This window comes from Alistipes sp. 56_sp_Nov_56_25 (assembly GCF_001915285.1).
GTDB classification, from domain to species: domain Bacteria; phylum Bacteroidota; class Bacteroidia; order Bacteroidales; family Rikenellaceae; genus Alistipes; species Alistipes shahii.
Window position 1 is genome coordinate 1 of record NZ_MNQF01000001.1, and the last position, 22,600, is coordinate 22,600.

Annotated in this window: 13 protein-coding genes; 11 read left to right on the forward strand and 2 right to left on the reverse strand. The window is 54.5% G+C overall.

The genetic code is table 11. The features are described from left to right. The first annotated feature begins 396 nt into the window (after nucleotides 1-396). The 9 genes from BHV64_RS00005 to BHV64_RS00045 all read left to right on the forward strand — a co-directional run bounded on the left by BHV64_RS00005 (nucleotide 397) and on the right by BHV64_RS00045 (nucleotide 16,162). On the forward strand, nucleotides 397-2,382 hold the full coding sequence (locus tag BHV64_RS00005; protein WP_288115419.1) for a ligand-binding sensor domain-containing protein: 1,986 nt from the start codon (nucleotides 397-399) through the stop codon (nucleotides 2,380-2,382). 4 nt (nucleotides 2,383-2,386) lie between these two features. After that, nucleotides 2,387-4,471: a hybrid sensor histidine kinase/response regulator transcription factor gene (locus BHV64_RS00010; protein WP_217727208.1), complete on the forward strand. Its 2,085-nt coding sequence runs from the start codon at nucleotides 2,387-2,389 to the stop codon at nucleotides 4,469-4,471. A 181-nt stretch (nucleotides 4,472-4,652) separates the two neighbouring features. Further along, a complete protein-coding gene (locus BHV64_RS00015; RefSeq protein WP_022062470.1) occupies nucleotides 4,653-5,729 on the forward strand; it encodes a BACON domain-containing protein in 1,077 nt (358 codons plus the stop codon). An 88-nt stretch (nucleotides 5,730-5,817) separates the two neighbouring features. Continuing rightward, a complete protein-coding gene (locus BHV64_RS00020) occupies nucleotides 5,818-9,138 on the forward strand; it encodes a SusC/RagA family TonB-linked outer membrane protein (RefSeq protein ID WP_217727216.1) in 3,321 nt (1,106 codons plus the stop codon). Between the two features lie 12 nt (nucleotides 9,139-9,150). Then, a complete protein-coding gene (locus BHV64_RS00025; protein WP_195637484.1) occupies nucleotides 9,151-10,830 on the forward strand; it encodes a RagB/SusD family nutrient uptake outer membrane protein in 1,680 nt (559 codons plus the stop codon). 28 nt (nucleotides 10,831-10,858) lie between these two features. After that, entirely contained in the window at nucleotides 10,859-11,743 is an 885-nt protein-coding gene (locus BHV64_RS00030; protein ID WP_149886930.1) for a putative zinc-binding metallopeptidase, read from the forward strand. Between the two features lie 9 nt (nucleotides 11,744-11,752). Then, entirely contained in the window at nucleotides 11,753-12,718 is a 966-nt protein-coding gene (locus tag BHV64_RS00035; RefSeq protein ID WP_217727217.1) for a DUF4302 domain-containing protein, read from the forward strand. 67 nt (nucleotides 12,719-12,785) lie between these two features. After that, nucleotides 12,786-15,170: a S8 family serine peptidase gene (locus BHV64_RS00040; protein ID WP_217727218.1), complete on the forward strand. Its 2,385-nt coding sequence runs from the start codon at nucleotides 12,786-12,788 to the stop codon at nucleotides 15,168-15,170. An 11-nt stretch (nucleotides 15,171-15,181) separates the two neighbouring features. Beyond that, the gene (locus BHV64_RS00045) at nucleotides 15,182-16,162 is read left to right on the forward strand and encodes a PorV/PorQ family protein (RefSeq protein ID WP_195580322.1); all 981 of its coding nucleotides are present in this window, start codon (nucleotides 15,182-15,184) and stop codon (nucleotides 16,160-16,162) included. A 69-nt stretch (nucleotides 16,163-16,231) separates the two neighbouring features. Here the strand turns inward: BHV64_RS00045 and BHV64_RS00050 are convergent, their stop codons facing one another. Together BHV64_RS00050 and BHV64_RS00055 are read right to left on the reverse strand one after the other, a co-directional pair. Continuing rightward, complete coding sequence (locus BHV64_RS00050; protein WP_288115422.1) at nucleotides 16,232-18,463, reverse strand: fimbrillin family protein; 2,232 nt, start codon at nucleotides 18,461-18,463, stop codon at nucleotides 16,232-16,234. A 21-nt stretch (nucleotides 18,464-18,484) separates the two neighbouring features. Then, complete coding sequence (locus BHV64_RS00055) at nucleotides 18,485-21,160, reverse strand: GDSL-type esterase/lipase family protein (RefSeq protein ID WP_288115424.1); 2,676 nt, start codon at nucleotides 21,158-21,160, stop codon at nucleotides 18,485-18,487. A 466-nt stretch (nucleotides 21,161-21,626) separates the two neighbouring features. On the opposite strand from BHV64_RS00055, the gene BHV64_RS13225 reads away from it, so the two are divergent. Then, nucleotides 21,627-21,920: an MFS transporter gene (locus tag BHV64_RS13225; protein WP_353744036.1), complete on the forward strand. Its 294-nt coding sequence runs from the start codon at nucleotides 21,627-21,629 to the stop codon at nucleotides 21,918-21,920. After that, complete coding sequence (locus BHV64_RS13230) at nucleotides 21,872-22,600, forward strand: MFS transporter (protein ID WP_353744037.1); 729 nt, start codon at nucleotides 21,872-21,874, stop codon at nucleotides 22,598-22,600. Before BHV64_RS13225 ends, BHV64_RS13230 begins: the two co-directional genes overlap by 49 nt.

The following is a 22,600-nucleotide window of genomic DNA, read 5'->3' on the forward strand; positions in this document are numbered from 1 at the left end:
TTTGCCGTCGAAGAGCAGCTGCCAGCCGTCGGCGATTTCGGCCTGGGTGAGGGTGTTGTGTTTGGGGCAGCAGGAGCAGAGGCCGGCTGCGAGGAGGCCCGTCGCGAAGAGCGTGCGGAACAGGGTGCGGCTTGGGTTCGATTTCATTAAGATAGAAATTTAAGTAGTAATTCTTTATCTCGTCTCGCGAAGTAAAAATAGATGAAAAGTTTTCCGCTGTACGATAAAATAGTACATATCGAGGCCAATAATCTGAATGGAAAGGAAAAATCGAATTGTCGCGTCATGAAACGTCGTCTTGCAACACCGAGATGTACGAAATTGGCCTTTTTCTGCATCATATTATCTTTGTAGAAAGTCCTGCATTTATTACATTTGTCAATAATCCAAATTTCTATGAAACGAATTTTCCGCTGTATTGCTGCATTTTTGTTTCTACTCTATATCTTGTTTCTGCCGGGGCGTGCCGAATCGGCGAACGCCTCTGTTTATCATAATCTGCGTAACTATACTGTGGATGACGGCCTGTCATCCAATCACGTCTATGGCATCGTTCAGGACTCGATAGGATTCATCTGGTTCGGAACCGACAACGGATTGTGCCGTTTCGACGGCTGTGAGTTCCGCAGTTACACCCATACCGATGGCGACCGGTCGAGCATTTCGAGCAACAATATCCGCCGGCTGATGCTCGACAGCCACGGGCAGATCTGGCTCGCACTTGATAACGGCGTGGACATTTACACACCCGCGACCGACCGTTTCCGACATTTCGATGTCAGAACTTCCGACGGAGCATGCGTTACGGGACAGACGACCGAAGTCATTGAGGACAGGGAAGGTGAAATTTGGATTGCGACTGTCAATTCGGGGCTTTTTCGCTGGAATCCTGTAACGGAATGCCTTACGGTTTACCGCCATGTTCCCGGTGATGACACCTCCATCGCGCAGGATTATATCTCTACCATTTACGAAAGCAAGGATGGAACCATATGGATTGGAACTTACAGCGAAGGGTTGTGCGCTTTTTCCAAGCAGACAGGATGCTTCACTCATTACCGGAAGGAAACAGACGGACGGAATTGCATTTCGGATAATTCGATCGATGCCATCACAGAAGATTCATACGGCACGTTGTGGCTCGGGACGGTAAGTTCCGGTCTTGATCGCTTCGACCGGAGCACAGGCCGTTTCACCAATTATGACGATAGGAATGGGGAGGGCCGATTGCAACGTATCCACTGCCTGGCAGAGCGGGCGCCGGGCGAATTGCTTGTCTGTGCGAACAGTGGTGCGACATTCTACCGTATTTCTGAATCGGAACTTCGTCCCATAGAGGACACTGAAGTTCCCTTCATGCGTACCAAGTGTTGCAACATCTTCTCTTTTCTATACGACCGCGAAGGAAATTTCTGGTTCGGATCTTGTTATGAGGGTGTAGAATTTCACCCGGCCCGTAACAGCTTCACTTGCTATGCCACACGAAAGAACGATAGTTCCGACCGGGGTAAGGTCGTCAGCGCGGTCTGTGAACTGAAAGACGGGCAGTATCTATTGGGAAACGAAAATGACGGCATCCTGCTCTTCGACAGACATGCCGGCATGGTCGTTCCGTACCGCACGGCTCAAAACGTTGGGACTGCCATTTACAACGTCTTTTCAATGCTTGTCGATGACCAAACGCTCTGGATCGCCGCTTTCCAACGGGGTATCGAAGCCGTGGACTTGAAAAGCCGAACCGTGAAATCCTATCTTGCAGATCCGTCGGATCCCAGTTCTCGTGTCTTCGTCCTATTCCGGAGCAGCAGCGGCCGCATTTGGGCCGGAACTTCCGTGGGGCTTTTTTATTACGACCGGTTTGAAGATCGTTTTGTGACACGCGACCCCAAGGTGCGTATTTCAGACATTACGGAGGATCATGCTGGCCGTCTTTGGATCGCGACGAACGAAGACGGCCTCTACTCCTACGATGCCCGTACCGACCTCCTGCAGCACTACCGGTACGATCCCGACGACCCTGCGACGATCAGCCGCAATGCGGTCAACACGCTTGCCGTCGACCGCACGAACCGGTTGTGGATCGGAACCAACGGTTACGGACTTTGCAGTTATAACGAAAAGGACGGTTTCGTTCGCCATGAAACCTTGCCTCTGCCCAGTAAGATCATTCAGCGGATCATCCCTGAAAACGACAGACTCTGGATCACGACGGACAGGGGGCTGATCGTCTTTTATCCCGCAACTGGACAATTGAAACGTTATTCGCGCGCCGACGGGCTTCACACCGAACAATTTATGTCCAATTCGGGTATCCTCACTTCCGACGGGCGCATCGTGCTGGGTACGACCGATGGTATATGTACGTTCACCCCCCCCCCATGACATCATGGGCAACTTGAACCTCTATCCGGTCATAATCACCCGATTTTCGCTTAACGGACTGCCTGTATCCCATGCGGAAGACGGAAGCTCGCCGCTTTCGGTTCCTGTCGAATACACCCGGAAGATCACGCTGTCGCACCGCCAGACCTCGGTGGGATTCCGTTTCGTTTCGCCAACCTACCTCTTTCCGGGAGATTGCCGCTACCGTTACCGACTCGACGGACTCGACGATCATTGGTCCATGACCGATAGCCGGAACGCTTCGGTCAACTACAATAACCTGCGTCCCGGAGAATATTGTTTTCGGGTGCAGGTTGGCAACGGCGACATGCAATGGAATTCTGATGAGACGAAACTCTGGATTCGTATCCAGCCGTCGTTTTTCCGGTCAAAAGGTGCTTTGGCAGGTTACGTGGTACTGACGCTTATCGTAATCGCTGTCGGTCTGTATTACTGGATGCGGCGTACCGAGCAACAGCAGCGAGAGAAGATCGAATCGGTCAAACGCGAGAACGAACGGAATCTCTACGAGCAACGCATCAGTTTCTTTACCAATATTACCCATGAGATCCGAACTCCTTTGAGCCTGATTATTGGGCCGCTGGAACAAGTCATGAAATCGCATCGGATTTCCGAGGAGGACGGAGAGTATCTGGCTGTTATCAAGCAAAATTACCACCGGCTTCATTCGCTGGTCAACCAACTGCTCGATTTCCGAAAGATCGATTCGAACAAATACAAACTCCGCTACGATATCTGCGATGTCGGCCGACTCGTCCGAGAACAATTGGCTATGTTTGGTCCCACGGCACAACAGCGGCGCATCCGTTTGATCGAAGAGATCCCTGATCGCCTGATGCAAATCACCGACCGAGAGGCGCTGACCAAAATCATAAGCAACCTGTTGTCTAACGCTCTGCGTTTCGCCGCAGAAGAAATCCACATTTGCATCGATCGCAGAGACGACGGTCTTGTGATGAAAGTGTGGGACGACGGTCCCGGTATCCCGGCTGAAGAGCGGGAAAAGGTTTTCGAAGCTTTTTACCAAACTCGGAACAACGGATTCGCGTCCGGAGTCGGAATTGGCTTGCATCTGTGCCGAATCTTCATCCGCCTGATGGGCGGAACAATTACGGCGACAGAACGTCCGGACGGCAAATCCGGAGCGCTGCTGACGGCATTCATCCCTGAACCTGCGAGCGAAAAGATGGATATTCGTGTGGAGACACGTCTCAATACGGAAACCGTCGGGCAATCGCAGCTTCAGAAAGAACCCGGAACGGACCTGGCGATACAACGGCCCTCCGATATGACGGTCCGCCATACAGTCATGGTTGTAGATGATGACAGCAATATCCTCGATTTTTTGGTCAAGGTGCTCGGAAACGATTATTTTGTTATCTCAACGGATAGCGGGAGCCAGGCGCTCAACCTGCTTCGAAACAACGATCCCGATTTGGTCGTAAGCGACATCATGATGGCCGATATCGATGGAATAGAGCTCTGTCGGCGTATCAAAAACGACATTTCCACAAGCCATATCCCTGTGATCTTACTCACGGCTCGGACTGGCATAAGCTCTAAAATCGAGGGTTTCGAATGCGGCGCTGACGCCTATATCGAGAAACCGTTCTCGCCTGACCAGCTCAAAGCGCAGATTTCCAGCCTGCTTCGTACGCGTGATGAAATCCGGCGCTTCTATGCAGGCAAATTCATGACCGAATTCGATACGGGTTCTCAACAGAACCGGTTGGACGAAGAGTTCATCCTTAAATGCCGCGACGTGATCATCGCCCATATGCGGAATCCGGATTTGTCCGTGGGACTTCTTGCTCGTGAGTTGGCGATGGGCCGCACGCTGATTTTCCGAAAACTGAAAGCCGTTACGGGCTTGACGCCAAACGATTTTATGAAACTCATTCGTTTGAACGAGGCGAAACGGATGATCATTGAAGGCCGATACCGCATTACCGAAATCGGATTTCTTACCGGTTTCAGTTCGTCGTCCTATTTCGCCAAATGTTTTGCCAAGCAGTTCGGGGTTCTTCCGACGGAATTCCTCGAAAAGCAGGACCCCGGAACGCAGTAGCCAGGGGCAGAATGAGCCATTTCTCAACTCCCGGGGCCTCCGAGCCGATTTTATCGTAAAAGTGAACGATATTTTTCAACACGGAATCCCGGATTCAGTAATTTTACATTGAATTCGGCAGGTCGCAGTATCAGCCGGCCAGGATTGACAATGCGGAATCAACCAACCCAAAATTACCCATATGAAACATTACTTACTTTTCTTGCTGGCTTCCTTGGCCTTGTTGACCGGATGCGAGAAGGATGACGATCCTACATCTGTTTCACTCCGAAGTATTACGCGTGAAAAATTCGACTACAAGGGCGGTCTTGCCAGTGCTATTGTAGATGCCGGTGGCCGGGATGTAACGGCGGAGTCGAGCGAATCGTGGTGTCGTACTGCAGTCATCGGCTCGATCGTCAATTTCAACGTTCTTGCGTATACGGGCTCAGAGGAGCGTTCAGCCACGGTCACCGTGAAGGCGGAAGGACTCAAGCCGTTGCTGATCAACGTTGTTCAGGATAAATTCAGGGGGCTTGTCGTTGTACCCTCGACGCTCATCTTCTCCGATACGGACCGCACGCTCTCCGTTGCGGTAACCTGCTCCGGAGTCTACGATGTAAAACTCACGGAGAACCCGAATAACGCATTCTCGTTCTCGAAGAGCGAAGACGGCGCGAGCGTCAGTTTCACATCGAACAAGGCGTCGAGCCGTGTCGAGGTGAAGGGGCGCGCGGAGTTTACACCTGAAGAAGGCGATCCGGTGATCGTTACGCTTATACAACCTAAAAAGAGCACCTATGATTTCCTGCTCGGCACGTGGAACGTAACCAAAACCGATATTTTTGCCGGGAGCATCCAGAATCTCTCGTCGGTCACATTCTCCGCCAAGGAAAATCAATATTCGTACAAGGTCACCATCAACGATCCCGCACTCAAGGATTATCCCTTTACGGCGGAGTTCGCCGATGGCAAAGTGGTCATTCAGACCGGTCAGGAACTGGGTTTTTCGGGAACAAAGTTCTACACCCTCCATTTCAATGGCCCGAATAACGGGCAAGGCAACTATATCTGGTCACAGGCGGGCGTGGTCGCCTGGGCGGCGGAACCTGTCTTCGATGAAAATGCAGGCACGATCCAGCTCGTGTTCAGCGATAACGGCCAGGGCAATGGCCGGGAGGCCAAGACGCTCTGTTTCTGGGAGAACAACGACCGGTATTGGTCGTTTACCGGGCAGCTCTGTTTAACCAACGCACTGGAACTTTCCAAAAACTACTAACCGACTCCGAATGCAGCGGGCAGGCCGCGACTTTTGCCGACCGCGGCCCTGCCTGCGCCCCGGAACCAAGAATTTCAATGACTGACCAATGAAAAAACTGACCATACTCATTCTGCTCGCCATGGCAGTGGTGTGCCGGGCTTCGGCACAGAACCGCGTGGTAACAGGCACGGTATCCGAAGAGGACGGTACGCCGCTGACGGGCGCCGTCGTCCAGGTCGTCGGCACGAACAATGCCGCCACGGCAGCGATCGACGGGCTTTATACACTCAAAAATGTCCCCTCCGGAGCCGTACTGCGTGTCTCCTTTCTGGGATACGATCCGGTCGAGAAGAAGGTCGATGCCGACCGCATGGATTTCATACTCAAAGCGAGCGCACAAGAAATCGCATCGGTCGTAGTGACCGGTATGCAAAAGATGGACAAGCGTATCTTCACCGGAGCCACGGACCAACTATTGGCCTCGGATGTCAAACTGGACGGCATCAGTGAAATCAGCCGCGGTCTTGAAGGCCGTTCTGCCGGCGTGTCCGTGCAAAACGTTTCCGGAACTTTCGGCGCCGCCCCGAAAATCCGCATTCGCGGCGCTACGTCGATCTTCGGAGACTCCAAGCCGTTGTGGGTGGTGGACGGTGTGATCATGGAGGATGTGATCAACGTCGACGCCAATTCCTTGTCGTCGGGCGACGCCACGACGCTCATCAGTTCGGCCATCGCCGGACTTAACGCCGATGACATCGAGAGTTTCCAGATTCTCAAGGATGGTTCGGCAACCTCGATCTACGGCGCCCGCGCCATGGCCGGAGTCATCGTCATCACCACGAAGAAAGGCACGCCCGGTATTACGAAAGTCAGTTACACCGGCGAATTCACGATGCGTATGGTTCCCAGCTACTCGAACTTCAACATCATGAATTCGCAAGAGCAGATGGCCGTCTACCAGGAGATGTACGACAAGGGATGGCTCAACTATGCCAATACCGTTTACCGCTCGGAAAGCGGCGTCTACGGCAAGTTGTCGCAACTGATCAACACCTACGACCCTGCCACGGGGCAGTTCGCCGTGCTGAACACCCCCGAAGGGCGCAACGCCTACCTGCGACAGGCGGAGTTTCGCAATACCGACTGGTTCAAGGAACTCTTCCGCAACAGCATTCAGCACAGCCACTCGGCCAGCATCTCCTCGGGCAGTGAAAAAGGCTCGTATTACGCTTCCGTCGGTGCGATGGTCGATCCGGGATGGAGCATCCAAAGCAAGGTGAACCGCTACACGCTTCTGGTCAATACCACGCAGCACATCCTCAAGGACAAGCTGACGCTGAACCTCATCGGCAACGCTTCGTACCGCGAACAGCGTGCACCGGGATCGCTCTCGTCGGAGGTAGACCCTGTGTTCGGAACCGTCAAACGCGATTTCGACATCAACCCCTACTCCTATGCATTGCGTTCGTCGCGCACGCTCGACCCTGATGAATTCTACACACGCAATTACACTCCGTTCAACATCAAGGACGAGTTGTCCAAGAACTATATGGACCTGAATGTGAGCGACGTGAAATTCCAGGCTGAACTCAAATGGAAGATCACTCCGAAAGTCGAAGTTTCGGCCCTTGGGGCAATCAAATATCAGGCTTCGAGCACCGAGCATCACATCGAGGACAGTTCGAACCAGGCGCAGGCCTACCGTTCGATGGCCACCTCGATCATTCAGAGCAACAATCCCTACCTCTACGACAATCCCGATGAGCCGAACCGTGACAAATACTCGATCCTTCCCCAGGGTGGTATCTACAAACGGAGCGACTTCCGCGCCAAGAGCCGCGATTTCCGGGCTTCGATCAGCTACAACGACACGTTCAACGACAAGCACATTCTGAATCTGTTCGGCATTGTGGAAGTCAATGCCATCGACCGCCGCGCCACCTCGTTCCAAGGCTGGGGCCTGCAATACGACATGGGCGAAACGCCGTTCTACATCCTGGATCTGTTTAAGAAACAACTGGAGGAAAACACCCAGTATTACAGCCTGTCCAATACACGGGAACGCAACGCCGCCTTCGCCGGCACATTCTCCTATTCCTACGACTACCGCTATACGATCAACGGTACGCTCCGTTACGAGGGTTCCAACCGGTTGGGCCGATCGCGTAAGGCGCGCTGGTTGCCGACCTGGAATATCGCCGGCAAGTGGAGCATCGACCAGGAGTCGTTCTTCGAACCATTGCGTCCGGCCTTCTCCAGCCTTGCGCTGCGACTCTCTTACAGCCTCACTGCCGACCGGGGCCCCACATGGGTCAATAACTCCACGGCTACGATCTATCCGCTGAACCCGTGGCGTGGTGCGACTGAAATCCGGGAACCTGCATTGAGTATTTCAGCTCCTGAGAATTCGGAACTGACCTATGAAAAAAAGCATGAGTTAAATGTCGGCCTCGACATGGGATTCCTCGACGACCGCATCACTCTTTCGATGGACGCCTACCGACGTAATAATTTCGACCTGATCGGCAACGTTGTAACAATGGGTTTGGGCGGTGCCGTGGATAAGCAGGGTAATGTCGCGGAGATGAAATCGCAGGGTGTGGAACTTTCGCTTTTCACCCGCAATATCGAACGTAAAAACTTCAAATGGCAGACCAATTTCATCTTTGCCTGGATGGACAACGAGGTAACCAAACTCAAAACCATGACGCGCATGATCGATTATATCACCGGCACAGGTTACTCGATGGAAGGTACGCCGCGCGGTTCGCTCTTTTCCTTGAAATTCAAGGGACTTAACGAGATGGGCATCCCGACGTTCCTCGCCGCTGACGGCAGCATTACCTCGACGAACATCCAGTTCCAGGAGACTGTGAATATGAGCAACCTCGTCTATGAAGGTCCTGTCGATCCTACCATCACGGGCAGCCTGGGTAATATCTTTAAGTGGAAGGGATTCACGCTCAACGTCTTCATGACCTATTCCTTTGGAAACGTCGTCCGTCTCGATCCGATTTTCTCGAACGGTTATTCCGATCTGACGGCCATGCCCCGGGAATTCGCCAATCGTTACCTCAATCCCGGCGACGAACGACGGACCAATGTCCCGGTTATCGCCAGCACGCGACAGAATAACGATATTTCCAATCTCTATGTCGCGTACAGCGCCTACAATTACTCTGATGTACGGGTCGCCAAAGGCGATTTCATCCGCATGAAAGAGATTTCGCTCTCGTACGATTTTCCGCAATCGGTCTCTTCGAAATTGCGCATGAGCGGATTGTCGCTCAAATTCCAGGCAACCAACCCGTTTTTGATCTATTCGGACAAAAAACTGCAAGGCCAGGATCCCGAGTTCTTCAATACGGGAGGTGTTGCAGTACCGATGCCCAAACAGTTCACGCTGACGCTTCGTGTCAGCTTCTAAACCCGCTCCGCCATGAAAATCAAACAACTGATATCACGCATAATGCTTCTCGGCGCCGGTTCGCTCATACTCGCTGCCTGCAACGATTTCCTCGACGAACTGCCCGACAACCGTACTGAGCTCGATACGCCGGACAAAATCAACCGGCTGCTCGTGTCGGCCTATCCTTCACGCAGTTTCACCCGCATGTGCGAAATCGCATCGGACAACTGCGACGACATGGGAGCGAACAATCCTAACACCAGCCTGCTGCTGGAGCACAACAGCTACTGGATGGACATGAACGAGGCCGAGAACGATAGCAACAAAAATACCTGGCAGGCCTACTACTCCGCGATTGCCGCAGCCAACACCGCTCTGGAAGCGATCGAAAAACAGGGTACGCCCAAAGAATTGCTTCCGGCCAAAGCCGAAGCCCTGCTTTGCCGGGCCTATTCGCATTTTTGCCTCACGATGCTCTATTGTCTCCCTTATCATCCTGAAAAAAGTGGCGAATACCTGGGAGTCCCTTACATGGAAGCTCCCGAAACGACGCTCAATCCGGTTTATCACCGGGACAATCTCAAGGAGGTATATGAGAAAATCGACCGGGATATCGAGGAGGCGCTTCCTCTGGTCAGCGATGTCAACTATGCGGTTCCGAAGTACCACTTCAACCGCAGCGCCGCCTATGCCTTTGCCACGCGCTTCAACCTCTATTATCTGAAGTGGGAAAAGGTGGTCGAATACGCCTCCGAGGTCCTCGGCAGTGCCCCTTCGACCGTCATGCGCGACTGGGCGGCAGTCAAGCAGCTGGCCTGGGACGGCTCGGTCCGTACCCTCGACTACATCAGCGTCGGACACTCGTTCAACCTGCTGATGATTCCCATGGTGACCGGTAACGGATCGCTTTTTAACGCCTGGAGCAACTCCGGCGCGCGCTTCACTCACAACTACCGCGTCGCCAAGAGGGAGACCTACCGCGCGAAGCGGCCGATGGGCGGTCCGTGGGACCGGTGGAAGGACAACTGCATCGAAAAGGTCTACCAGCATCCTCCTTTCATTTGGCAGGACAACGATGTCAACAAGATCTACATGCCCAAATGGCCCAACCAGTGGGAGGTAACCGACCCGGTAACCGGCGTAGGAATCGGTCGTTCGACGATGGTGGCGTTCACAACCAATGAAACGGTGTTGAGCCGTGCAGAGGCCTATGTCCATCTCAAGGAGTACGACAAGGCAGTTGCCGACCTCAATGCCTGGATCGGCTCTTTCTATCTGGTCGGACAGAACGGCATCGAATCTCTGACCCGCGAACGCATCGCCGAGGTCTACGGTGATCCGTCATCGAATCGATACATCGCCGAATACACCGCTTTGGAGCCGACATCGCGCAAGCCGCTCCATCCCCACGGCTTTACAGTCGAGGCTGGTGAACAGGAGCACCTTATTCAGACCACGCTCTTTTGCCGCCGCATTGAGACCATCGCCGACGGACTGCGTTGGGGGGACATCAAACGCTACGGCATCGTGATTGATCGTTTCGACGACTCGGCCTACAACGATGACAATACAACCGGATTCACTGTTGCGGCCACGCTCGGCGAGAAAGATCTTCGACGTGCGCTCCAACTGCCTCAAGAGGTTATCACAGCCGGATTGGAAGCGAATCCCCGCAATGAGAATCGTCCTGACCATCCGTTCTGCCAATAACCAATTCACTAAATATTTATATTGAATTATGAAACCGACAATCATATCCCTGTTCTTGCTTCTGCTTGTCTCAGGCGCTACGACCTCATGCGACAAGGACGAACCGGACGGCAAAAGCATCTTTGTCGATCCCGCCGAGGAAAAGACCGAGTTCGATTTCTGGCTCGACCGGCACTATACGGAACCTTACAACATTCGTTTCGAATACCGCATGCCTGACCGCGAAACCCACTTCAACTACTGGGTCTCGCCGCCGCCCGTGGACAAATCGATCGAGGTGGCCAAACTGATCAAATACTCGACGCTTGACGCCATGGCGGAACTGATGTCCGATCAGAAAGATCCATTGCTCTTCGCAAAGAGTTATTTCCCGCGGGTACTCTATTTGGTGGGCAGTTTTGAGATCAGCAGCACCGGGAACACCGTGCTGGCATCGGCTGAAAATGGCCTTCAAATCAATGTTCTCGGCGTAAAATTTTTCGACCGGGAAAAGGACAGCGAACGAATCGCCGGAACGATGCTTCACGAGTTCATGCATATCCTCGATGGTACATATCCCGTACCGAGCGACTACGATACCATTACGCAAAGCGATTACGTGGGTGACAAGTATGCCCAAAGCGGTAATGACTACATGGAGCTGGGCTTCGTTTCGAAGTATGCACGTTCGAGTCCCGCAGAGGACATCGCCGAAACGGGCGGACGCCTGATCAGCATGAGCGAGGAGGAGTGGGAGGCGATGCTCTCCTCGATCGAAAGCGCGGACGGCCGCGCCAAAATCGAGAAGAAGCGCTCGATTCTCATCGCATGGCTCCGCGACGATTTTGGCGTGGACGTTGCGAAGTGGAGCGACATCTACCTGCGCCGTCTTTCCGAACTCGGAGACATCGACTGGACGAATCTTGAAGATTAAACTGAATGTATGAAAAAGAGAATCAATATATTAATACTGGCTGGGCTGCTGTTCTCAGCCGTTGCATGCGACGATTCGGAAAATAACTTCAGCGAGTCGACCTCGACCCGGATCGAGCAGACGCTTGAACGCTACAAATTCGCATTGCAGGCCGGGAAGACATGGGTGATGGAGTATTTCCCTGACGAAAATCTCGGTTATGGCGGTTGGATTTATATCGTCGAATTCCAGGATGACCGTATGGTTAAGGCCTGGTTCGAGGGGAGCACTTTCGTCGAAGCCGATCCGCTGCGCACGGAATCGGAATATCGGATCGAATTCTCGACCGGTCCCATGCTGAAATTTGCAACCCATAACGATTATCTGCATTTCTTCTCGTTTCCCGGAGACAACGGCGCCGGCTACCAAGGATGGAAAGGAGATTACGAATTCACGTTCATGTCGCTCTCTCCGGCTTTCGACGAAATCATTCTGCGGGGCATTAAAACCGGCAACCGGATTCGCATGACGCCGCTTTCGGGACAATACACTCCGGAGAGTTACCTCGAAACCATCCGCAGCAGCCAATTGGCGATCACCGAGACCGAATTCAAGGTAATGGCCAATGGCGAACAAATCGGGACACTCACGCGGCCCAACGCGACGCTGACGACCAATTTCCGGCAATATGCCGCCAGCAAAGTTTGGTCGTTCCGCTACAGTTATCGCCAACAGGCCTTCGACGATTATGGACGACCGAAGGTGGACGAACATGGGAAACCGGTCTACGAAACGGTCGAAGCCAATGATCCCGTCAGCGTCATCTACCTGCCAGACGGCATCATGCAGTTTTATGCCCCCTACACGTTTCGGGGTGAATTGTTCGGACTTCCGAACCAGACGGTGCAAACCTTCAAATGGCAATTGGGGCCTACCTCGGCATCGGATTGTTACGTTTGCACCGACTCGTTTCTCGACATCAAATTGGTTCCGTGATCCTTAAGAAATGTTTATTCGGTCCGGATGCCGTCTGCCGGCTCCGGACCTTTTTCCTTTAAAACCGATGAAACACTTCTCTTTCTTTCTGACGCTCCTCCTGCTGACGGCCTGTACCAGAGACCCGGAATCCGGCCCGGCTCCCGGCGTCGGACAAACCCCGATGCAGGAGTTTTACATACCCGGCGTATTCCGTATTAAGCTGCGCGAAACAGCAGCCGAACTCGACACCCGTGCCTTTACCCGCAGCGGTTCCGGCTCGGGAATCGCTGCATTCGATGCCGCCGCCACCCGTGCCGGGGCAACTGCCGTACAGCGTGTCTTTTCCGATGGCGACCGTTTCCGCGAACGCCGCCGCAGGGCCGGACTTCATCTGTGGTACGACGTTCATTTCTCCGGGGCGATTTCTGTCGCCGAGGCCATGGAACGCTTCGGCCGGGTGGACGAAGTCGAGTGCATCGAACCTGTTCCGCGTATGGTTCCCGCCGGGGCGACGGTCTCGCAAGCTGATTTCAGCCGCACCTCAGGTTCGGACAATGTCGCAATCCCCGGATTCGATGATCCGCTGCTGGTCAATCAGTGGATTTACCACCGGGTGGGCGCTGCGGTCGGATCGACGGCCGTGGCCGACCTCAACATTTTTCCGGCATGGAGCGTCAGCACCGGACATAAAGACGTCGTCGTCGCCGTGGTGGACGGCGGCATCGACTATACGCATCCCGATCTGGCAGCGAATATCTGGCGCGACGGACAGGGCGCCTGCGGCTACAACTTCTGCCGCCATAATACGGAGATCACTCCCAGCAGCCACGGCACGCATGTCGCAGGTACGATCGGCGCCGTCAACAACAACGGCATCGGCGTCTGCGGCATCGCGGGGGGCGACGGAACGCCCGGAAGCGGTGTGCGGCTGATGAGTTGCCAGATTTTCGACGAACCGGGACGCGATGCCGCGACGATCGAGGAGATCATGGTCTGGACGGCCGACCATGGGGCCGTCATCAGCCAGAACAGCTGGACTTATGTCCCCGGTCTTCCGGACTTGTCGCAGTCGGGTAAAGCGGCCATCGACTATTTTATCGAGTATGCCGGGTGCGATGAGAACGGCAATCAGACAGGTCCCATGAAAGGCGGCATCGTCATTTTTGCCGCGGGCAACGACGGCATTTCCGACCCGGTGTTCCCGGGAGCCTACGAGAAAGTGGTGGCCGTAGCGTCGCTGGGCATCGACGGCCGTAAGGTCGCCGGGTCCAACTACGGTCCGTGGATCGACCTCGCGGCTTTGGGCGGCCATGCTACCGGTGACGAACGATTTCGCGTTTTCAGCACCACGACGAACGGCGGTTACGGTTACTCCGCAGGAACCTCGATGGCCGCGCCACAGGTTTCGGGCATTGCGGCCCTGGCCGTTGCCGCATTCGGTGTGCAAAGACCGGGGTTCACCAGCGAGAAATTGCGGGAAATACTCGTGGGTTCGGGGCGAAAGCAGTTTACGGAAACGATCAATCCCGAGTATGCCGGAATGCTCGGTAACGGACTGGTCGATGCCGAATACGTTCTTTTCCATGATACCCGGCCGGATCCGATTGACGAACGTACGATTGCGGTTTCGGGATACCGCACCCATGCGGAACTGTCGTGGCGTGTTCCGCGATGCTATCTGGAGCGTCCGGTCTCATCATTCGACGTTTACATCGACACCCGGACATTTTCGGCCGCTACGGTCGACGACATTCCTGCTACGGCCGTCAGACACACTTTTGCTTCCGATGCGGGTCTCGGTGAAACTTTTGCCTGCCGAATCGAGGGGCTGGAACCGCGGCAAATTTATTGCTTGGCAATCGTCGGCCGAAGTCCGTCGGGCGTTCCGTCCCGCCCGGCCGTCATCTCCGTTCGGACCGGAGAAAATACCCCGCCCGAGGCAACCGCTTCCATTCCGAACCTCTTTCTGCAAAGTGACGACAAAGCGGGCAGGAGCATCGATCTTCAACTTTATTTTGCCGATGCCGATGCTCCAGGCGATCGGCTCTCCTATTTCGTTTCGCCTTCCGCGGAAAAGGTCGTGGAGTGCCGCGTACAGAATTCGGAACTGCTTGTACGGCCCTGCGCCGCGGGCTGCACGACGCTGACCGTAACGGCAAGAGACCTCGACGGCGCCGCGGCGACTTCGGAATTCCAGGTGATTGTCGACGGTACGGGTGTTGCGATGGAACTTTTTCCCAATCCATGCCGCGATGTACTCAACGTACGCATTCCGGACGCCGAGGGCGATTTTTCCATTCGGTTCCACAATGCGGCGGGGCAGCAGGTGCTCGCTACGCAGGTTTCGATCCGCGCCAGCGACAACGGTAACACGGGGCGCATCGACGTATCCGGGCTTTCTCCCGGGACTTACAGCTGCACGGTCGAGTGCCGCGGCCGCAAACTCAACAGCCATATCATCAAACGATAACCGCAAGCACCATGTCTATCTGCCAATCAATCAGATACTTTTCCGCGACATTTCTTTTCGCGACAGGCGGTTATGCGGCGCAAGCCCAGACCACTGATGCCGGGATCATGCCGTTCCTCGGTCTGGAAACCAATGCCCGCACAGCCGGTATGGCAGGGGCCGCGACAGCAGTTACGGACAATCCGTTGGCCGTTTACACCAATGCCGCGTTAAGTCTCATCGGCGAACGACATGCCGGAGGCACTCTGTTCTCCGGACCTTGGAATACGGCTTTCGACAGCGCCAATGTGCTTTACGGCGTGGGGGGATTTTATACTCCCGACTCGCGGAACGCCCTGTTGGCCGGAGTGCGTTATTTCCGCGGACCTTCGGTCGGGTTGACCGACGAACAGGGATTTCCCGCCGGAACAGCCCGTCCGCAAGACCTTTCGGCAGAGGTCGGTTACGGCCGTCGGATCGGCCGGAATCTGGCGTTTTCGCTGACGGCCCGTTACGTCCGTTCCGATCAGGGATTCGGGGAGAAACCGATGCAAGGCGTCTCGTTCGATATCGGTGCGGCCTATCGCGGGACGCTCCGCGCTGTGGAGGGTGCCCGCTGGATCGTCGGGCTGCGGCTGGCCGACATCGGCCCCGATGTGAAAGCCTCCGACGGAGAGCGCTGTGGCCTGCCGATACGTGGGTCGCTCGGAGGTTCGCTCCATCTGCCTTTTCGCTCGAACCACATGCTCTGCGTCGCCCTCGATTTGAGCCACCAGTTCCGGGGAGGGATCACCGGTCTGGCTGCAGGAGCCGAATACACCTTTTTTCGGCACGGTGTCGTGCGTGGCGGATACCACTTCGGTCATAAGAACAAAGGAACAGGCAATTACGCTTCGTTGGGTTGCGGATTCATTGCAGGCCCCGTGCGGTGCGACGCCGCATGGCGCTTGGGCAGCGATAGATTCAACCCGCTCAACGACACGTTTCTCTTTTCGGTCGGATTTCTGTTGTAAACGGCGGTCGGCATCCATACGAAAGCAGCGGCATCTTCCGATGCCGCTGCTTTTTCCGTTGCAGGTCTGCTACTCGTCAATCCGGATGCAGCGGATCGCCGCACCTCGGTCGGAATAGGTGTTCTGCGATTTGCAGGTAACACTCCGTTTGGTCTCATCGCTCGGGAATCCGACATCCGTTACGAAAGCTCCGACGTGCCCCCATGGGTTATAATCCGGCCCATCGACATAATAGGTCGCACAGGAACCTCCCCACGTATTTCCGTTGCAGGAGCCGTCCGAATTGTGCCAGTGCTGCGCACCTCCCGTCAGTGGGAAGAACCACTTGCCATCCAGCCAGATACCGCGTCCGGTCTTCGAAACGTCGACCACAGCGTTAGGCTTTTCATTGTCGGTCAGCGCCATCCAGGCCTGCTTGCTCATCACCTTCCAGCCCCGGGGACACGGGTCGTAAATCGTCTTTACCCCGTGCGCATCCTTCGACGGATTACCCCAGGCAGCCAATCCGGCCTTATCGGTCAGGTAATTTTCATTCTTGTAAAGCCAGAGGTGGGGGTTGGCCCGGCCCAGGTCGAATGCATCCTGCGACACATAACCCGTTCCGAGCGCCGTGTTGATGTCGATGGCGACCGTCGCCTTCGTATTGCCGATAATCTGGTGATGCGCCTCTCGGCCCCATGCTTCAAAAGTACCTCTGTCCAGCGCGGGAATTGGCGTATAGGCCGGAGCGAACCACAATCCGGTCATGTAATAGGCATTGCCGCTCATATAATCCGGCAGACCCGGGAACGGATCTTTCCGGCCCCACTGGTAACAGTTGCCCGAGGTCCAGGCCAGGTTGACGGACTCCTGCTGCTGGTTAGGCTTGATGTCGGCCTGCGACCAATCGATCACGGCGCCCAAATTGCGGCCCATGAAGGTATAGCCGCCCTTTACGATGCAATTCTCCGCTGCATCGGGGTCATAGCCCTCTGAGAACACGATATTCCAGCTCCAAAGAACTTCTGCATTCAAGATGCGGTTATCCGCGTCGGCCTCGATCTGGTCGTAGTTAAGTTCTTTGTCAATGGCCACAATCACCACATTGCCGTTGACGAATGTTTCGGGCGTATCGAAATGGATATAGCCGTCCTTCTTGAGTTTCACACTGTTGAGCACCACGGGAGACGCCTGTATCCACGGCAGATAGCTCGTCTGCAAACAATTGTACCACAGTACGAGGGCGGCTTTCGGTTCGATTTTGAGATCCTCCTCCGTGTAGGAGAGGTCGCCGCAAGTCAGCGCCTTGCCGTTACCTTTCACGTCGGCACGGAAGCGATAGAACGTATTGGCCGCATTGACATAATAGGTGTTGGCTGTACCGTCTGCGCTCAAATCGATGACGGGAAGCGCATCCTCAGGGTCGAGCGTAGCTTCCCCTTCGACAACCACCGTTTTGCCTGCGGGAATACCTCCGTCGGACGGAGCCTTCACGGTGGCGAAGATGTACTCTTTGCCATTGACGAGAGCGACGGCTTCGAATGTTTCACCGGCATGTCCGGGTGTTACGACCAAATGCAGCACCAGTGCCTCGGTGTCGGACGTATTGCCTGAACAGTCGAGTCGCACGGCATTGGAAACCACAGCTTCGGAGACGTTCACTTCACCCGTGCGCAGATCGACCGTGGCGTTTTCCATCGATACGGCGGCATTTTCGTTCGAGACGCAACGGAAAATCACGCCCTCGAGTTTTGCCCGCAGGTCGGTCGTCAGCCGGATTTCGAGTGCTGAAAAAAGATGCTTGAATTGCAGGTTGACGGCGTTGTCACCCTTTTTGATCCCGCACGTAACGGCATAGAGAAAATCATGGGCTGCCAAAGTCGCCAACGGATCGCTTTCCGAACGAGTCTGCACAGCGGGCACCGACACCGGGATGGCCGTTACATCGACTGCGGCTCTGTCCGTATAGGGATAGCAGGCATAGAAATCGTGATCGGACGTTTCATCAGCCCAGCGAATCACATTGAGCCGGGAAGCAGCTGTAAAATCGCTCGTCGCTCCCGACACAGCCGCCTTGTAGGCGAAATTGGCTCCCAGGTTCTTGCCGCCGGACTCGGCGAAAAGGCCGATCAGATCGTTTTTGACCCAGTTCACCCGGAGCGCTGTTTCCGTATCCTCATAGGAGGTCCGGACTTTGGGACCGACAGTTGATCCCGAGAAAAGGATCTCGCCCTCCTGCGGTGTCGGCGACATGATGTCGCCGTTTCCGGCGCATGCGACCGTCAGCAAGGCGGCCAACAGAATTATATAGTTTCGTTTCATCGTGTTCTAAATATTTTAAGGTTACTCCCAGCCTTCCCATTTGTCGAGGTCATCAATTTGTCCGTCGCCGTCAGTTGCATTTGGATCGAAGAGTGCTTTGTCGACGGCTTTCTTAAGGATTTTCTCCATTACGGCATAACCTGCCGCACTGGGATGCACACGGTCGTCCGGTGTCCAGGAGTATTCGAGTTTCAGTCCGTTCTGATCGTCTTTGAGCGCAGAATGGTAGTCGGCATAAACGAAGCCCCTCTCTTCGGCATACTGTTTCAGCAGCCTGTTTAACTCGACAACACGCTGTCCAAGATCGGCATGAGCGGCATTCCACTCCTCGCTCTGCCACCAGATCCGGTTGGCCGGGGGCGTCGAGCCAATGACTACCTTGAAACCTCTTGCAGCGCCTGTTTCGGCCATCAGCCGGATGTCTGCGAAAACTCGTTCGATCGAGCAGGGCTGGCCGTCGTTCTCAGCCAGGTCGTTGACCCCGCAGGCGATGACCACGCACGCCGGATCGTTGACAATTACGTCGTTATAAAAACGCGCGCTGATCTGGAGCGAGGTCTGACCGCTGATGCCCTTGGGCAGGTAGTCGTTGTCGGAAAAGAAGGTCTTGTTGTCGGTACGTCCCTGCCATACTTCCGTAATGGAGTTGCCGATCAGTACGGCTCGCGGACCCTCCAGACGCCCTTTGGGCATTGCCGTCGTCTGCTCGCGAACGCAGCGCAGCTGGTAGCCGGCTCCCGTATATGAGTTGTAGGACGAATATCCGCCCAGACTACCCTGGACCGGGTAATAGTTGCCGCTGGCACTGGAACTGGTCAGCACGAGCATCTTGTTGGTGAGCGAACGGATATGGCTGCCGTTGAAGGCCGACTGCCGCTGTCCGGTATAGGGGAAATAGAGATCGTATGCACGAGAGTAACGCCCGAACGGTTTTTCATCGAGTTCCGCAACGCTGCCGAGGGCGAAATCGAGGGCTTCGGGCGGCGCCACTTTCCAGCCCGCGGGACACGGGTCGTAAATGCTCTTCAGATTGTCGCCAACGTATTCGCTTCCCCACAACCAGAACCATCCGGTCTGATTCTCGGCCGAACCTGTATTATTGAACCACGAATAAGAAGGGGTGTACCAGTTGTCGGCCTGAACACCGCTGACCTCTTTGGCCATCCAACGGTAGGGATATTTCACCGACAGGGCAACGGCGTCATCGACGGTCTTGTCACCCACGGCATAGGCGTTATTCGCACCGATCTTGCCGAACATCATGTTCCGGGCGCCCCAACTCTCGGAGGAATAATCCTGTTGCAATTCTTCGATAGGCGTATAAGTTGGAAGTCCCCAGTACATCTCGCTGCCGAATCCCGTGTCGTCGTACTCCGCAGCTGCCGGGAACGGGTCCTTGCGCCCCCACTGATAATAGTTGCCTAAAGCCCAAGCCGCAACGCGTTTATCCGAGGAGTTCATCGCCTCGCGTCCCGCCATGGCACCCAGATTACGGTCCATCATCATATAACGGCCGACCTGTCGCGCTTCGGCGTCGCAATCGTAATTCTCGACAGCCCAGATATTCCAGCTCCAAAGGACTTCGCCGCCGGCATCATAAGCTGCAATCAGGGCATTGCCGGGAACGAACTCGGCCGGGGTAGTGAAGTAGACGTTACCTTCCCAGTCGTCATACTCTACGGATTCGATAGTCACGGGGCTTTCGCGTACCCAGCCGTCGGCCGTTTTCGGCGAATTGTACCACACGAGTTTTGCCGCCATAGGCTTGATAGCCAGATCAGTCTCGGAGTAGGATTTGGTTACCGGATGGCCGTCTACCGAGTACGAGTAGGTGCGCGGCGCCCCGTTGCCCTTGGTCGTTGCACGGAACTTATAGGTCGTACCGGGTTTGGTTATCAGATAAGTGTTCGCCGTACCGTTAGCGCTCAAGTCCTCCGCGATGCGCTGTGGAAATTCGTAACCCAATGAGAATATGGTCAACCGTCCGGCAGGAATTCCGGTTTCGGGAACGGTCACCGATCCCAGCGACAGATGCTTTTCTCCGTAATCGACCAGCACTTCCAGCGTTTTTCCAGCTTCTACGGGATTCACAGCCAGGAAAAAGCTCGTCGGCGTGCGTGAAATCGTCGCTTGTCCTTCGATTTCATAGTTTATCTCGGCTGCCGTCTGCTCTCCGGGTGTTACCGCCCCGTTCCGCAGATTCAGCGACCCCGTTTCGAAAGCCAATATCCCGCCGTCGATACTGCGCAACGTTATGTTCTTGACATCCGATAATGTCCGGTCGGCGGCAAGTCGGAGTTCGATGACCGCAGCAACGCTTTCGAATGGCAAGGATACGGTTTCGACAGGATCTTTCACTCCCTTGCTCACGGCATATAAATTGACCAGTTTTTTCAGATGCTTCGTAGCGCCCGCCGCTCCTTTCTGTTTCGCAGCAATCGCCACCGGAACAGCCGTCAAATCATCGTATGTCGTACGATAAGGATAATAGGCGTAGAAATCGCGTGAGGCAGCACCGGCGCTCCACACGATTCGCCGGTCCTGCGAAGGACAGACGAACTGCGTATTTGCCGCCGATGAAAAGGCCGCATAATAAATATTGGCATGCTCGACGGTCTCGCCGTCTGCTGCAAACAGCCCGATCCGGTCTACATCGGCATTCCAGATCAGATCAAGCCCTTTTTCAGCCGGGTCCACAGTCTTGAATGAAGCCGATCCCTGGAATGAGACCACATCCGGATCAGACGATCCATTCTGCGTGGGATCTTTTTGACAGGCCGCGATAACCACCGTCAAAAATAAAAGTGTTAAGAGTCGCAGTTTCTCCATAATTTGAGGTTGAAATTTAAGGTTGGTGTCATTGGAACCCTCTCGACGTTCAAAAATACCAGATACGGCAAGTTCCAAATGATATTTCAAATATACGCAGACCTCATTCCTCACAGGGCGAAAATCGTACATAATAAGGCCAATTTTAGTTACCGGACTATAGGAGACACCTCGTCCGTATCCCGAATTGCTCTGTTTCATAGTCCTTAATACGGAAAAACTCCGTAAAATAATCCACTCTGAATATTTTGTCTCTGTGTAAAAGATCGAAATCTTAATTAATCAGAGCTGTATTTTTAGGGACCTGATTGGACCCTTTTTTGTTAATAGCAATATGAACAGAACGGAAGACTTTCCCAAATTATGGATCGGCTCTTTCATCAAGATATGTCTGGTTAATTTCCTCATTTTCGTTAACTTTCATGCACTGTTGTCCACGTTCCCCTTTTTTATCTCCTCTCTGGGCGGAGATATCGTGGCCATAGGTCTGGCAACAGCATTGTTCAGCATCGCGCCCATCCTGTCGAGACCCTTCGTGGGATGTCTCGTCGACACCCAAGGCCGTCGCCTCGTCCTTATATGCGGACTGGCAGGAATCGCGTTCGTCCCGATGGGGTATTTCATCTAGGCAGGCATCGCCACAGTCGACACGCCGTTAAAGCTCGGCGAATTGTTCGAACCGATGTCCGTACCGGCCGCTGTTACACAGCTCTCCTTCATGATGGTATACGGAGTAGTCGAGGTATATGTCGCGATCTATGCCATACTCCACTGTCTGCCCAGCGAAGGTATTTATTTCATCGGCATTGCCGTAGCCACGGTCGCCACTCGGATACTATTGGGGCGTGTGGTGGTAAGTCCGGTGAGGCGCGACTGGTGTACACAGGAAATGCAGCCATTATCACCGGGATACTTCTGCTGGTATTCGCGCACAACATACCGTGCTACCTGCTGTTGGCAGCACTGCTGGGATACAGTTTCGGAGCTGTGCAGCCTGCCCTGCAGACCATGGTCATGCCTGCCGAAAGACGAGGTGCCGCAAGCTCTACGTTTTTCGTGGCTTTCGATTTCGGGATTGCATTGGGAGGATTTTTCGCAGGATTACTCGTGAAATACCGGGAATATGACGACATGTTCCTCGGCATGCTCTTGGTATTGCTTCTTTCTATAGTATTACATTACTTGTTCGGGCGTCGACCCCCTTCGTCTTCCCCCCCCCCCAAAAAAAAAGAATACGGCATGAACCGGATAACGCGTAAGTCAGACATCTTCGGTCGAATATGTTTCAAACCGACATACTTGTTTTAA

Bases quoted from the DNA above. Each gene is read 5' to 3' on its own strand.
- BHV64_RS00005 (WP_288115419.1), top strand. From the start codon at position 397: ATGAAACGAATTTTCCGCTGTATTGCTGCATTTTTGTTTCTACTCTAT.
- BHV64_RS00010 (WP_217727208.1), top strand. From the start codon at position 2,387: ATGGGCAACTTGAACCTCTATCCGGTCATAATCACCCGATTTTCGCTT.
- BHV64_RS00015 (WP_022062470.1), top strand. From the start codon at position 4,653: ATGAAACATTACTTACTTTTCTTGCTGGCTTCCTTGGCCTTGTTGACC.
- BHV64_RS00020 (WP_217727216.1), top strand. From the start codon at position 5,818: ATGAAAAAACTGACCATACTCATTCTGCTCGCCATGGCAGTGGTGTGC.
- BHV64_RS00025 (WP_195637484.1), top strand. From the start codon at position 9,151: ATGAAAATCAAACAACTGATATCACGCATAATGCTTCTCGGCGCCGGT.
- BHV64_RS00030 (WP_149886930.1), top strand. From the start codon at position 10,859: ATGAAACCGACAATCATATCCCTGTTCTTGCTTCTGCTTGTCTCAGGC.
- BHV64_RS00035 (WP_217727217.1), top strand. From the start codon at position 11,753: ATGAAAAAGAGAATCAATATATTAATACTGGCTGGGCTGCTGTTCTCA.
- BHV64_RS00040 (WP_217727218.1), top strand. From the start codon at position 12,786: ATGAAACACTTCTCTTTCTTTCTGACGCTCCTCCTGCTGACGGCCTGT.
- BHV64_RS00045 (WP_195580322.1), top strand. From the start codon at position 15,182: ATGTCTATCTGCCAATCAATCAGATACTTTTCCGCGACATTTCTTTTC.
- BHV64_RS00050 (WP_288115422.1), bottom strand. From the start codon at position 18,463: ATGAAACGAAACTATATAATTCTGTTGGCCGCCTTGCTGACGGTCGCA.
- BHV64_RS13225 (WP_353744036.1), top strand. From the start codon at position 21,627: ATGAACAGAACGGAAGACTTTCCCAAATTATGGATCGGCTCTTTCATC.
- BHV64_RS13230 (WP_353744037.1), top strand. From the start codon at position 21,872: ATGCGGACTGGCAGGAATCGCGTTCGTCCCGATGGGGTATTTCATCTA.